The following is a 14,655-nucleotide window of genomic DNA, read 5'->3' as shown; positions in this document are numbered from 1 at the left end:
CAGACGATTATCAGGCTGAAAGCCAGGCGAACTCATGGAAGCGATAGCCCATCAGCATGCCCGATGGCCAGGCTTCAAGTCCGTTAACCTTCTTGCTGTAACCGTCCATGGAACTGATAAATGCCGGGATGAGCGTACCGCAGTGGTCATAGATCAGGGTTTGCATATCGCCGTACATCTGCTTGCGTTTGGCTTTATCACGTTCGCCACGTGCCGCAATCACCAACTGATCGAACTGAGGGTTTTTCCAGCCGCTCTCGTTGGTGGATGAGCTTGACAGGTAGAACTGTGAGAAAAGCATATCGAGCGTTGGGCGCGGGTTGATCGAGCCGTAGCCCACCGGATCTTTCATCCAGTGGGTGCCCCAGTAGCCTTCATAAGGCACGCGACGCACGTTGACGTTCAGGCCTGCATTGCGTCCTACCTGCTGAATCAGCTGTGCCCCTTCCGTTGCGCCTTCCAGCGGCGGAGAGGTCACAATCTCAATGGTCTGCCCGGTCATGCCCGCTTTGTTGATATAAAATTTGGCTTTTTCGGGATCGAGCGGACGCGGTTTAAGGTCGGCGTTAAACAGCGGATGCCAGGGTGGAACCGGCGTGTCATTACTCACGTCGCCAAAGCCCTGCAGCACGGTTTTCACGATGATTTCTCTGGGCTGCAGATATTTCATCGCCAGCACGAAATCCGGGTTGCTGCCGGGTTTGATATCGGTGCGGATAATCAGGTTGGTGTACATGCCACCTTTGGTTTCAAGCACCGCATGGTCCGGCGTACGGCTGATGCGCATACTGTCCGGCGCTTTCAGGCCCGAGGCCACCTGGATATCGCCCGACAGCAGCGCGTTGACGCGGGCGGCCTGATCGGTCACACCCAGCAGTTCCACTTCATCCAGATGCGGTAGCCCCGGTTTAAAGTAGTTGGGGTTTTTGGTGCCCACGGTATTGACCCCGGGCGTAAAGCTTTTGCACACGAAGGGGCCGGTGCCGATCCCTTTGCTGAAATCTTTGGTGCCATCCTGAACGATCAGGAAGGGAGATGTCGTCAGCATGTAAGGAAGGTCAAAGTTAGGTGCCACGAGAACAAGCTGAACTTCATTGTCGTTGACAGCTGTAAGGGTCTTGAACTGTTCGGCAAGCTTGAATGCACTTGAGGCCACGGCGGGATCTTTATGGCGGTTAAGCGAGAAAATCACGTCTTTTGCGGTAAAGGGCTTACCGTCGTGGAACGTGACGCCTTTGCGCAGTTTGATGCTCCAGGTGATACCGTCGTCCGAATCCACCGACTCAGCCAGGCCGGGCTTAACCGACATTGACTTGTCGACCTCTGTCAGACAGCTGTAAAACATAAACTGGCGCGTGTAGTCGGCGCTGTTGCTGCCTTTTGCCGGATCAAGCGTATCAGTCGCAGACGCGTTAGACATGCCAACACGTATTTTTCCGCCCTGAACCGGTTTGCTTTCTGCCAGCGCCACGCCGGGAAAGCCGATCAGTCCGGTGCTCATCACTGCACCGGCGGAAAGCAGCTTCATTAAACTGCGACGGGACAGCGTGCCCTCCGTGATCATCCGCGTCAGAGCAGGATTGGTTACGTCAGATTCTTTATTATCAATTTTACTCATCTGTACACCCTCATTACGTGTTCGAGAGAACATGGAAACATCCCCTGCGTCATTCAGACGGCGCATGCTGGCTGGCCGTTCCGCTGCCGGGCTGGCGAGTCGTCATTCACTGCGCGCCCAGAGCGGCCTGAAAAACAGTGTGAATTTATGAAAGGCGATCCTTTGCTTTGTAGTAGAGCCCGGCGAGCGGCAAAAACCACGGTTTTCCGTGATAGCCCGGTAGTGCAGGCCATGCCTCGCGCTGCCAGGGGTTATCGCGAGATTTCTCACTTATCAGATCGGCCATCACCCGGCCCATCCATACCGACATCTGGGTGCCATGCCCGCTGTAACCCAGCGAATAAAACACCCCGTCCTGTTCACCGGCATGTGGCAGACGATCGGCACTCATATCCACCATGCCGCCCCAGCAGTAGTCGATCTTCGTGTTAGCCAGTTGGGGGAACATTTTCGCCATTGCCGCATGCAGGATGTCGCCGCTGCGTGAATCCGACGTTGGATTGCTGATGGCGAAGCGCGCCCTGCCACCAAACACCAGACGGCTATCCGCCGTGGTACGGAAGTAGTTACCGATGTTCATCGAGGTCACGTAGTTGCGGTTTTCGGGCAGCAGCGCATGAAGCAGCGTGTTATCCAGTGGCTCAGTGACGACAATAAAACTGCCCACCGGCACAATACGACGCTGAAACCACGGGAACGGGCCTTCGCTGGAGCAGCCGGTTGCCATCAGCACTTTGTCGGCCAGGATTTCGCCCTGGCTGGTGACCACCCGGTGACGATAGCCGTCGAGCCGTACCAGCTGAGTGACGTGATGATGGGTATAGATTTTTGCGCCACTGCGCACCGCAGCTTCGGCCAGGCCCACACCAAACATGCCCATGTGCATCTGGCCGCCATGCTGTTGCAAGAGTCCACCATGGAAGTCGCCACCGCCAATTTCACGCTGAACCTCATCTTTGCTCAGTAACTGGATATCGGGATCCACGGTGCGGCGCATCAGTGTCCAGGCGTCCTGCAGGCCGGAGAAGTGGGATGCCTTGCTGGCCAGTTTGAGCTTGCCGCACAGACGAAAATCGCAGTCGATCTGCTCTTGCTTAATTAACTGCTCAACATAGGTCACCGCATCGTCAAATGCCTTGTAGAAGCGACTGGCCTGGTCAAGTCCGTGGCTGCCAACCAGCGAGGCAAAGTTTTGCGCCACGCCGGTGTTGCAATGGCCGCCGTTGCGTGACGAGGCCTGACTCATCACCTCTCCGCTGTCCAGCACCACCACATTAATTCCGCTACGCGCCAGCGTCAGCGCTGCGGACACACCGGTAAAACCCGCCCCAATCACGACCACATCGGCCTGTGCAGGTAAGGGGGCTTTAGCGGCGGCGCTGAACGACGGGGCGGTGGCTTGCCAGTACGATTCCAGTTTCATGACGGTGTCCTCAAAGACCGACGACGCCAGGCAGGCCGCCAATATCTTTAATTTCGGTGTATTGATAATAGGGATTGGCCGGTTCATGCCCGCGATTGACCCAGACCTTATGCTTAATGCCCAGGTCGTGCGCGGTCATCAGGTCATAACGGAAACTGGATGACACATGCAGAATTTCGTCCGGACGGCAGTCCAGTTTTTCCAGCATGTATTCAAAGCCTTTCATCTGCGGTTTATAGGCACCGGCCTCTTCCGCCGTAATCGCCATATGCACAGGCGCGCCAAGACGAGGAATGTGATGCGGAATCAGGTCGTTCATCGAGTTGGTCAGCAGCACCAGCGGAAATTCTTTCGCCACTTTGGCTAATCCGGCGGGCACATCCGGATGCGGTCCCCAGGTGGCGCAGTCGGTGTAGATAAAATCACTGTCTGCCTGCTCCCATTTCACGCCCCATTTTTTGCAGGTGCGCTGAATCGCATTGCTCACCACGTCGTAGTAAGGCTTCCAGGCACCCAGCACCTCATCCAGACGATAGCCCGAAAAGTCAGCGACAAAGGCATCCATGGCATTCGCGTCCACCCGCTCCGCAAAACAGCGCTTTGCTGCACCTGCCATATCAAAAAAGATCAGCGTGCCGTAACAATCAAAAGTGATGAATTTGGGTTTAAACAGTGCCATGGAATTAACCTCGTTATTGTCAGGTGTGGTGCTTAAAAATCGATAAGTACGCTTTTCTGGCGCTGGCAGGCCTGGAACGCCTGGCGTCCCAAATCTTTACCAATACCCGAGCCCAGAAAACCGCCGGTTGGAATGATGAAATCGCCGGAGCGTCCATAGCGATTGACCCACACGGTACCGGCGTCAATCGCCCGTATCGCCCGCATGGCCCGTGGCAGGCTCAGCGTATGCACACCGGCACACAGGCCGTACGTATCATGTGCTGCCAGCGCCAGCCCCTGCTCTTCATCGTCGAAGGTCTGAATGGTCAGTACCGGACCAAAAATTTCCTGCTGTACCGCCGGATTATCCTGCTTCACCTGGCTTAACAGCGTGGGTTGCCAGAACCAGCCCTCTTCGGTGTCCGCGAAGCGCTCGCCGCCCACCAGCACCTCAGCGCCCTGCGCTTTGGCATCTTCAATGACCGAACGCACTTTATTGCCCTGGCGCGCATCAATCAGCGGTGCATAACGCGAGGTGTCCTGCCATGTAACCCCTGGCCTGGCCTCACGACATAACGCCGCCAGCCGTTCCGTCAGCGCATCGGCAATGCCGCGCTGCACGATTAAGCGCGTACCCGCAACGCAGGCCTGGCCGCCATTTGCGGTGAAGCCGCGTAGAATACGCTGCGCCAGCACCTCAATATCCCCTGCATCATCGAAAACCAGTTGGGGGCTTTTACCGCCCAGCTCCAGCGTAACGGGCTTCATGCCAAACTGTGCGGCATCGCTCATGATGCGCGCGCCGGTCAGGGTGGAACCGGTGAAAGACACTTTGCGCACTCGCGGATGTCTGACGAGCGCGCTGCCCGTTACCGCCCCGCTGCCCTGCACGATATTCAGGATGCCAGCGGGTAAACCAGCCTGAACCGCCAGCTCTGCCATGCGCACGGTAGAAAGCGGCGTGAGTTCAGAGGGTTTCAGCACCACCGCATTTCCTGCCGCCAGGGCCGGCCCGCATTTCCACGAGGCCATCGACAGGGGGAAATTCCAGGGCGTAATCGCCCCGATCACGCCATAGGGTTCGGCAATCAGCATTCCCAGGCTGCTATCCCGCGTGGGAAACAGGTCACCGCTGTATTTGTCAGCACATTCGGCATAGAAACGAATGGCTTCGGCGGTGAAGGGAATTTCATGCTGCACCACGTCGGCGATCGGACGCGTTGAGCCAAGTGCTTCAAGCTGGGCCAGCAGCAGATCCTGTTCGATTAAGTCCGCCCAGCGGCGCAAAACCCGACCGCGTTCACGGGGGGAACAACCTGACCAGCCGCTGGTTTTTAGTGCCTGATGCGCCGTCATCACGGCACGATCAACATCCTCCGCCTGCGCTTCATGCAGGGTGGCAAAAACACGACCATCTGAGGGGCGTTTAACGGCAAAAGATTCGCCTTGTGTTTGCACATGTTTCCCGCCGATATAATGGCCTAACGGTAGTGGCACGCTTTCCGGGTCGAAACTCAACATGGAAGAATCCTTATTTGTTACACCCATCACACTCTGGATTGGTTAAATTTCGGCAATGCTTTTCTGAATAAGTAATTAGGTAATGCAGAAAGTATGCCAGCCGTTAAAAAAATAAAAATGCGTTTAAAACGACGCAAAAAAATTTTTCTGCCGTATTAATGACGGATTTATTGCGGAATTGCCGAAGCGTTAAACAGATGATTTACCTCACAAAAAACCCGCCTTGCTTTGGTGCATTGCGCATGAAACTTGCACTAAAAAGGAGAAAAGACGCAAAAACCAGATCTGACGCACAAAAAAAAGCGCCAGCATAACGATTATGCTGGCGCCTGAATTCAGGTATTACGTCTTAAATTACAAACTGCCGAGATGGAATGTTTTTTGTTCCAGATATTCATCAATTCCGTAACGTGAACCTTCACGACCGATTCCCGATAATTTAACGCCGCCAAAGGGCGCCACTTCTAAAGAGATCACGCCTGTATTAAATCCTACCATGCCAAATTCCAGCGCTTCCGCTACCCGCCAGGCGCGTCGAATATTCTCCGTAAAGAAATACGCGCCCAGGCCATAAGGCGTGTCGTTCGCCATCGCCAATGCCTGCGCCTCATCGTCAAACACAAACAGTGGTGCCACCGGGCCAAAGGTCTCTTCCTGCGCAATGCGCATCTCACTCGTCACATGCCCCAGAATGGTAGGCTGAACCCAGGTTCCCGCTCCGCTGCTGATGCCGCCCGTTAACAGCGTCGCCCCTTTCTGTAAGGCATCGTCGATATGTGCATTGACCTTTTCAACCGCGGCGGTATTGATCAGGGGCCCGAGGGTGCTACCGGCCGCAAATCCGTCGCCCACCTTGAGGGTGGCCACGGCTTCCAGTAAGCGGGCGGAAAAGCGTTCATAGATGTTGCGCTGTACCAGAATCCGGTTGGCGCAGACACAGGTTTGCCCGGCGTTACGGAATTTGCTGGTCATGACGCCAGCCACCGCGATCTCAATATCGGCGTCATCGAAAACGATTAACGGCGCGTTGCCGCCCAGTTCCAGACTCAACCGTTTTACGCTGTCGGCACATTGTTTCATCAGTAACTGACCCACACGGGTTGAGCCGGTGAATGAAATTTTACGCACCAGGCGGCTTTCGGTCAGTGCGGCGCCAATTTCCGTTGGCATACCGGTTATCACCTGCAAAACACCGGACGGAAAACCGGCGCGCTCTGCCAGAACCGCCAGCGCCAGGGCAGACAGCGGCGTCAGGTCAGAAGGTTTAACGATAATCGGACAACCCGCCGCCAGCGCAGGCGCCACCTTGCGGGTAATCATGGCAATGGGAAAATTCCACGGCGTAATGGCTGCCGCTACGCCGACCGGCTGTTTTAACACGATGATTCTGCGGTCGGACGTGGGCGCGGGAATGGTATCGCCGTAAATGCGACGCGCCTCTTCGGCAAACCACTTAACGAAACTGGCTCCGTACAGGACTTCGCCTCTGGCTTCCGCCAGCGGTTTGCCCTGCTCGGCCGTCATGATGATGGCAAGATCGTCGGCGTTATCGACAATCAACTGATACCACTTTTCCAGCAGTGCGGCGCGTGTGGCGTTGGGTGTTTTGGCCCAGTCATGGCGTACCGACTCCGCATGATCGATCGCCGCCTCGGTTTCTTTCCGCCCCAGCGCCGGAACCGTCGCCAGCGTCTCACCGGTTGCCGGATCGATAACCGGCAGCGTTTCGCCCTGATAACCGTTCTGCCATTGACCCGCAAACAGCGCCTGCTGACGCAACAGCGTGTGATCTTTTAGTTGTATACGTGACATCGCATCCCCCTTTGTTCAGATCTTTCCACTTTATCGGGAGGGGAGAAGCGCAGGATGTTGTTATTGCCGGCCAGAAAGCGTTCGCTGTGAGGATTTACGGCAGAAAAAAAATTTTATGCCGTTGCGCCAGGGCACAGGATGCCCAGGGTCGCTAAATCTGAAAATCGATAACCGGCTCATCGTCACCCGCGGAGGACAGTGCCTGCTCTTTAATCTCTTCAAGCGATAAGTTGGCGTTGCACAGCTCCAGAAATTGCCAGACATAGTTGCGCTGCAGTTGGCCCCGTTTCAGCCCCAGCCACACGGTATTAGCCTCAAACAGATGCGTGGCATCCAGCCTGACCAGCTCACCGCCCGGTTCGGTTTCACAGGCCTGATCGGCCAGAATACCGACACCAAGGCCAAGTTTGACATAGGTTTTCACCACATCGGAATCCTGTGCGCTGAGCACGATGTCCGGCTTTAAGCCTGCCCCCTGGAAGGCCCGGTCCACACGTGAACGCCCGGTAATCCCCTGGCGATAGGTAATGAGCGGATGGTGACTGAGCGCATTGAGCGATACCGGCTGTTGCTGCACCAGCTCGTGATCGTGCGGCACCAGCAGGGCATGATGCCAGCTAAACCACGGAAACGCCGCCAGGCTGCTGTTATTCACCAGCATCTCACTGGCAATTCCGACATCCACCTCGCCTGCCAGCAGCATGTTCACAATTTCCTGCGGCGAGCCCTGGTTCAGTTCAAGCCTGACGTTGGGATAAAGCTGGCGAAACGCCTTGATGACGGGCGGCAGACTGTAACGCGCCTGCGTATGCGTGGTGGCGATGGAAAGGATACCGCTGGATTCATTGGTAAACACGTCAGCCAGACGGCGGACTTTACCAGCTTCGCCCAAAATGCGCTCGGTAATGGTGAGAAGTACCTTGTCTGGTTTCGTCATGTCGAGCAGACGTTTACTGTATCGAACATAAATTTCAAAAAATTTGTGCGAGGCGTAAATAGTTTACCTAAATAAAAAAACATACCTCAAGCTGATTAATAAATCAGTAGAGTTTACGATAATCACATATTAATAATCAGTACGAAAACAGACTCACAACCATAATAAAATGTCTTAAAAATGATGTTTCCCTTGTCAAAAAAATCATTACTGAGAATTAAACTTTAGGTGAACACTGTTGTTTTTTCTGGCCGTAGCCTTAACGAAGGGAAGATAGATAAAAACAGAAATAATTATACAAACTAACTGTGTCATAACGGCCCCCATGGAACCCGCTGTAGAAACCCAGGCATTAATAAGTGGAGGCGTCGTCCATGGCACCATCAATACTGCTTTGCCAGCAAAGCCATATAGAGTAGCGAAATAGGCTATTGTACCTGTAACTACAGGAGTAATAACAAAAGGAATAGCAAGAACAGGGTTGAGAATGATAGGCATACCAAAAATAACAGGTTCATTGATATTAAAAATAGCCGGGCCAAGTGAGAGTCGTGCAATTTCTCGCATATCCTTTCTTTTAGTCACCATAAGAACTGCGATAATCAGACCAATAGTAGCGCCCGAGCCACCAATACCCATATATACGTCCCAAAAAGGCATAGTAATGACATTGGGTGCGTCTTTTCCCTGTCCATAGGCGTCCATATTCTCCATAACCGCGCCAAGGAGAAGTGGATCACGGATTGCCAATATCATCTGATCGCCATGTACACCAATTAACCAAAAAAGTTGCGCAAATACGACAAGTAGCATTACTCCCCATAGACTTTGGGTAACGGATTCGAGGGGTTTCTGCATAAGTAAATAAATAGCATCATATAAATAAACTCCCGTCAGCCGATGGAAAACAGCACCAATCGATGCAACGATTAAAACTGTGATGACAGAAGGAATGAGCGCAGTAAAGGAATCATAAATATTTGAAGGAACAGTATCTGGCATTTTAATTTTTAGCCAGCTAAAGCTTTCCAACTTACAGTATATTTCAACTGAAAAAATTGCGATAAGTATACCCAAAAACAGACTTTTACTACCAGAAAACTCTTTTGCAAGTACATCAGGTATAATAATTGAATGCCCGTCAAGCGTTACAGGAAGTGATGTTTGTATAACAGAGATAAAACATACGACGGCTAACAAACCAGGCAACAACTTTTGATTCCCATTAATCCGGGCCAGCTCAATGCCTACCATGAACACCGCACCAATACTAAGAAAGCCTTGTGTAGCATAGTAAATGCTTGTCATGACTGGCTTTAGATCTATTAAAAACGTAAGTGCGGGATAACTTGTAAGTCCATTTTTTGGTTCAAGCACCATGCCTGAAATAAGTACTGAAAACGCGCCAACGATAATTACCGGCATTAATGTAACAAAAGAAGCTTTAATCGCTTTTACATAACGAAGGCTATCTAAACGGACGGCACATCCTTCAATGAAATCAATCGCATTCTCTTGCAGAGACATTCACCTTTCCTCTTAAATACATTATCAGAAATTCTGAGGTAAAAACAATCACTACAGTCAACCAATCACAATAACATCAAATTTATCAATAACTAAAAAAAACATCAAAAAAGTTTCATATCTTTCATGAAGCTTTATAGAATGCCATACACTCTTACTCATCGACGTGCCTCACGCCAATCGTTCTCGCCTTTTTATGTAAAAGTTATCATAGCAGAATCGATTTTATGTACTGTGAACTAAAGTATGTCACTGGTAGTTTTAAAAACCAGAAAAAAAAATTAGTTAGCATTTAAATCTAAACTAAATGCACTAAATGGTTTTTTCTATATAAGATTGAATAACATTAACTGTCAGGGCTGTTCCAATCGAGAAATTTTATATCACTTGATACCTGAACACTCAAAGCGTAGACAGATCGACAATACGATCGGCAGAGGAAATGGTAGTTTCTCTGTGAGCAACGATGACACGCGTAATTTTCATCTTTTTAATCGCGTTACTCACCTGAGCCTCACATTCACTATCCAGATGGCTAGTCGCTTCATCCATAAAAAGAATTCCAGGTTTTCGGTAAATTGCCCTGGCGATAAAAATTCGTTGCTTTTGCCCTCCTGACATTCCCTCTCCTAATTCCCCTAATAAAGTGTCGTATCCCATTGGAAAATCCATAATATCATCATGGATATAACTGATTCGTGCGCATCTTTCCATCCAATCTGAATCAATCTCCTCTGCGAATCCGCATATATTTTCTCTAATAGTTCCAGCGAATATTTTATCTTCTTGCATTACACACGCAATCATTTTCCTGTAATTATTCACACCAATCGCAGCGATATCATTATCATTTATTTTTACTACACCCTCCGTTGGTGAAAACAACCCCATCAAAATCTTAAGAAAAGTAGTCTTCCCTGATCCAGATGGGCCGATAATCGCGATACATTCTCCTTTGCGAATAGAAAGATTTACATTCTCAAAAAGAAATTTCGAAAACACGTCATATCTGTATGAAATACCTGTTGCGACAAGCGACAAAGGCTGCATTTGTGTATTATAGTCAAAATCAGTTTTCTTAGCCTCCACCTCATTCAACGCAATATCGGAAACCCGTTCATTGTGCAAGCTCATCATTTTAAGTTGCAAAAGCGCATTGACCAATGATGCAATACGATCAGAAAATTGCTCCCTGAATGAACTAAATGCAATAAACATTCCAACAGTTAGTCGATTGTCTATTACCATACTGGCACCTAACCATAATATAATAACTTGTTCACAAGTAGTGACAAACGTATTGATGCCACTGAAAAGCATATCCAGTTTTTTGAGCCTTATGCCAGTATTAACTTTCTCAATAAGAACATTAGTTAAGCTGTTCGTTCTGTTATCAACCATGCCTTGGGTTTTTATCGTAACAATACCGTAAAGCGTTTCTACGAAATATGAATTTACACGAGCTTGACTGACCATAGACTCTTCAGAAAGCTGTCTGTAATAATTATAGCTTAACACTCGAATTACAATGTAAATTAAGGAAAAACCTACTACTACAAAAAAAAGACCACCACCATAAAGCCATAGCATACCGGAGACACCAAGCACCAGAATAAAATCCATAATGGCCCCTACTACATTTGTAGTAAAGTTATTACGTAAATCATCTAGTGAATTAAATCTTGACTGAATATCCCCTATACGACGACGTTCAAAAAAAGCTAATGGCAGATTTAGCAAGTGAGAAAAAAGGCCTGTTTTCCATTGGATTTCAATCAGTGTGCTCATTACCAAAGACGACCAGGTTCTGATCATACTTAACGTTGTTCTTAACAAAATTAGTAAAAACAAGGAAAGACAAATAAGTTCCAATAATCCGCTATCAAACGACGGAATGACATGATCCAAAACTATCTGGGTACCAATGGGAAGCAAGAGAGTGATAGCTTCGATAACTAAAGATAAGCAAAATATTTTTATTATTGCTTTTTTAATACCTTCGACACCACTAATAAAGACAGCAAGATCAATTTTTTTTGTTTTCTTTATCTGTGCAAAGTTATTTCCGGGCCATAACTCCAAAGCCACTCCTGTAAAAAATTTACTCACCTCACCATACGATAATGTGACTCTGCCTTTTGCAGGATCATGTATAATAAGCTGATTTTTTCTTACTTTTACAAGCACAACAAAGTGATTAAAATTCCAGTGAAGAATACATGGTTTTTTGAGTTGTGTAAGTTCATTAATGTCAAGCGATAGCGCTCGTGAATTTAAACCGAGTTGTTGGGCAATTTGTTTGATATGAGCTAATGTCGCTCCGCGTGTTGAAGGGCTAAATCTACGTCGGAGGTCGAGCATGCTAATATTTTTCCCAAAGTGGGAACAGACCATCGCAAGGGAAGCAATTCCACATTCTGATGACTCTGCCTGATGAATCACAGGAATTCCGCTAAAAAACCGCAATCCTAATTTACTTAAAATTAATTCAAGTTTATTTTCCATTATTGACCTGTTCCGAAATACTGTTTTTCATGTCATAAAATGGCGTTGCCATCCACTGATAAATCTTTCTTTTTTCAAGAAAAAGAGTAATTACCGCCTTCATTCCATTTTGAAGAGGTAACATTTTTTTTTCGAAAAATATTTTTTGATTTAAAGGTTCGATGATAACTTTATAATAAGGAAGATTTTCTAATTGAGAACGATCGGGTCCAGAATGATATGACAGGATTTCTTGCTGAGTAGCGGGTGTTTTAGAAAGTGTTATTATTTTACCTGCGAACTGACCAAATTTTTGTGCGGGAAAAGCTTCATAGCGGATATTAACATTCATACCCAATGTAATATAAGGAATAGCGCTATTAGGGACCCAAATGACAACATAAAATGTCTTTGCGTCAGACGGTAATATTTGAAGAAGACTATCACCAGAATGCACCATTTGTCCTCTGGTGATGTTCATAGAATCGATTACTCCATCAGAAGCAGATTTTATCAAAGTTGAGTTATCAGCTTCAGCACCGATTAATTCCTTCTGGAGTTCGATACGCTTGAGTTCCATTTGATATATTTCATTATCAACCTCAACTGATTGAATGTGCATCTTACTTTCAATTTCACCCACCTCAATCATGTTCTGTTTGTTTTGAGAGCTAAGAGACAACACATTACTTTGTTGCTGATAATACATAGCAACTTGATTATTTAACTGTTCTTTATTAATGAGCCCTTTATGCTGATAGAGTTCGTAAGAGGTCATGTTTTTTTTAAATATCTTCATTCCCTCTTGTGCATCTTTAAGTAATGAGGAAGAGTAAATTAGTGCATTTTCATACTGTTTTTTTTGATTAGAAAGCTCTTGTAATACGATCATCTTCTTTTCATGCATATGATTGACAATATCGTTGATACGATTAATCTGACTTTTAATTTCAATTTTTTTTTGTGTATCAACGGTGCCATCTAGAGAAAATCTCGTCGTATCAACCAAGTATATTGAATCTCCTTTTTTAACTAAATCACCTGCATTAACATATTGTTTGGCGACGTATCCTGAAGCAGGAGAATAAACATTGACGGGTCTTGGGAAGGTTGTGACTTCACCAGAAACATTAATACGTCGAGTAAAACTCCCACAAATAATAAGAGAGAAAAATGCGATGATAAAAAATAAGGTAACTGTCAGAGAAAGCCAGACAGGTGCACCTTTAAGTAACATCGCTCTTCCTGTCCATTTTCTTTTCCTGTTTTCTAATGCTTCCTGGCGGAACAATTTCCATCCTTAACTTTATATTTAAAAATATTAGATGATTGTGAGTTCGACTGGCCCCAAAATAAGGGCCAGTCATCATCCAATCGACTTAACAGCGATTGAAATTATTTACCAGTATTATTAGCACCGGTACCAGCGCCCAGGAAACCAGTGAAAGTCTGGAGTCCTTTTTCAGCAATCGAACCCCAAAGAGCGCCAATCTCTTTACCAAAGTTCGCTGAACCTTTTAAACCAAACTGCTCGCCAATAGACCCAATTGCAGAACCAATTGAAGCGCCTGTATCAGCGATAGCACCAGCACCACTTACCATTTCAACTTCAACACTAGAAAGTTCTTTCATTTTAATACCCCTATTATCCATAACGTAGATTAATAACTTCTTGAGTAGGCTGACACTTATTCATCAACCTTTAATAAAGCTACATAACTTAAATCGATAAGTCCAACTTTATTGGACTTAATAGAAAAAACTTCAGGTGAAAAATAATTAATGCTTTTACTTACCACTGCGTTTAGTAAAAAAAACAAAAGCTATATTTATAATAGAGTAAATGCGATTTATCCCTTTTTTTCAATATTCAATACCTCCTCTGTTAAATTTAAAAAACACAGCAGGGAATTAAGAGAATTATATTGTAGGAATTAGACTACACATAGAAAAAAATAATTAATCTATTATCATAAATCATTGTGATAAGAAAATTCTTATAAAGATCTTAAGCATCATTTCTTAATATATAAATAAAAGACTAATAATTAGCTTGCTACTCATGCGCATGCTTGAAATGTTCAGTGTTTAACGAATGTTCAAATAATTTTTTTTGAATTAATGTAGGACAGCACGTAATTTATCGCCTCATGTAACACATCTATCTATAAAATAATTTTATCAAAAAAAACGATAATATTTATTTAATATCCTGTCATCTCCTCTGTGAGGCTCGCTTTTGCGCTGACGCAGCACAGCACATCACAGCACAGCACAGCACAGCACAGCACAGCACAGCACAGCACAGCACAAACAAAATTGTATTTGATGCTGCTTTTTACCACGTAGTAAGAATGCATGCACATTGTTGCCGTGAGCATCCCGTATAATCGTGTAATTTACGTTTAGAGATCTTCCTACATACTGATTATTTTCCGAGAGAAGATTGCCATGCGAGAAGCCCTGTCAACCGAACATCCGCTAATTCCCCTTCAGATGTCCGGCTAAGCTGGATACACCCACAAAGATGGCTGCAGCGAAGCAAAGATCCATAAGACCTCGTTACACAACTAAACTATGGCCTGATGGATACTTCTGCTATTAAAAAGATTAAAGGACTTGGGGATGAGGATCGCTGTCTCAAATAAATGTCTGCCGGTCTGTACTTTGAAA

The 14,655-nt window shown here is 47.0% G+C and carries 9 protein-coding genes and 1 pseudogene; all 10 read right to left on the bottom strand.

The window, feature by feature from the left end:
- Positions 1-10: 10 nt before the first annotated feature.
- The 10 genes and pseudogenes from AAIE03_RS05355 to AAIE03_RS05310 all read right to left on the bottom strand — a co-directional run bounded on the left by AAIE03_RS05355 (position 11) and on the right by AAIE03_RS05310 (position 13,614).
- Positions 11-1,618, bottom strand: a complete 1,608-nt coding sequence (locus tag AAIE03_RS05355) for an ABC transporter substrate-binding protein (protein ID WP_022623356.1) — start codon at positions 1,616-1,618, stop codon at positions 11-13.
- Between the two features lie 145 nt (positions 1,619-1,763).
- Complete coding sequence (locus tag AAIE03_RS05350) at positions 1,764-3,041, bottom strand: NAD(P)/FAD-dependent oxidoreductase (protein WP_498562851.1); 1,278 nt, start codon at positions 3,039-3,041, stop codon at positions 1,764-1,766.
- 10 nt (positions 3,042-3,051) lie between these two features.
- Entirely contained in the window at positions 3,052-3,720 is a 669-nt protein-coding gene (locus AAIE03_RS05345; RefSeq protein WP_013026293.1) for a haloacid dehalogenase type II, read from the bottom strand.
- Positions 3,721-3,752: 32 nt separating this feature from the next.
- Positions 3,753-5,222 carry an aldehyde dehydrogenase family protein gene (locus tag AAIE03_RS05340; RefSeq protein ID WP_022623358.1) on the bottom strand — a complete coding sequence of 490 codons (1,470 nt, stop codon included), beginning with the start codon at positions 5,220-5,222 and terminating at the stop codon, positions 3,753-3,755.
- A gap of 354 nt (positions 5,223-5,576) precedes the next feature.
- A complete protein-coding gene (locus AAIE03_RS05335; protein ID WP_105076853.1) occupies positions 5,577-7,034 on the bottom strand; it encodes an NAD-dependent succinate-semialdehyde dehydrogenase in 1,458 nt (485 codons plus the stop codon).
- Between the two features lie 151 nt (positions 7,035-7,185).
- A pseudogene (locus AAIE03_RS05330) lies at positions 7,186-8,007 on the bottom strand (LysR substrate-binding domain-containing protein); the annotation flags it as partial.
- A 171-nt stretch (positions 8,008-8,178) separates the two neighbouring features.
- Positions 8,179-9,498 carry a PTS sugar transporter subunit IIC gene (locus AAIE03_RS05325; protein ID WP_042677258.1) on the bottom strand — a complete coding sequence of 440 codons (1,320 nt, stop codon included), beginning with the start codon at positions 9,496-9,498 and terminating at the stop codon, positions 8,179-8,181.
- A gap of 402 nt (positions 9,499-9,900) precedes the next feature.
- Positions 9,901-12,006, bottom strand: coding sequence for a peptidase domain-containing ABC transporter (locus AAIE03_RS05320; protein WP_410447985.1), 2,106 nt, complete (start codon positions 12,004-12,006; stop codon positions 9,901-9,903).
- Entirely contained in the window at positions 11,993-13,273 is a 1,281-nt protein-coding gene (locus tag AAIE03_RS05315; protein ID WP_194761342.1) for an HlyD family secretion protein, read from the bottom strand. Before AAIE03_RS05315 ends, AAIE03_RS05320 begins: the two co-directional genes overlap by 14 nt.
- A 104-nt stretch (positions 13,274-13,377) precedes the next feature.
- A complete protein-coding gene (locus AAIE03_RS05310; RefSeq protein WP_145033552.1) occupies positions 13,378-13,614 on the bottom strand; it encodes a hypothetical protein in 237 nt (78 codons plus the stop codon).
- Positions 13,615-14,655: the final 1,041 nt, after the last annotated feature.

The organism is Pantoea sp. Ae19-2 (assembly GCF_059801205.1).
This window is presented reverse-complemented; position numbering and strand designations above follow the sequence as displayed.

What these genes read in the sequence shown, in the direction of transcription:
- AAIE03_RS05350 (WP_498562851.1), bottom strand. Translation starts at nt 3,041, where the DNA reads ATGAAACTGGAATCGTACTGGCAAGCCACCGCCCCGTCGTTCAGCGCC.
- AAIE03_RS05325 (WP_042677258.1), bottom strand. Translation starts at nt 9,498, where the DNA reads ATGTCTCTGCAAGAGAATGCGATTGATTTCATTGAAGGATGTGCCGTC.
- AAIE03_RS05345 (WP_013026293.1), bottom strand. Translation starts at nt 3,720, where the DNA reads ATGGCACTGTTTAAACCCAAATTCATCACTTTTGATTGTTACGGCACG.
- AAIE03_RS05335 (WP_105076853.1), bottom strand. Translation starts at nt 7,034, where the DNA reads ATGTCACGTATACAACTAAAAGATCACACGCTGTTGCGTCAGCAGGCG.
- AAIE03_RS05340 (WP_022623358.1), bottom strand. Translation starts at nt 5,222, where the DNA reads ATGTTGAGTTTCGACCCGGAAAGCGTGCCACTACCGTTAGGCCATTAT.
- AAIE03_RS05355 (WP_022623356.1), bottom strand. Translation starts at nt 1,618, where the DNA reads ATGAGTAAAATTGATAATAAAGAATCTGACGTAACCAATCCTGCTCTG.
- AAIE03_RS05310 (WP_145033552.1), bottom strand. Translation starts at nt 13,614, where the DNA reads ATGAAAGAACTTTCTAGTGTTGAAGTTGAAATGGTAAGTGGTGCTGGT.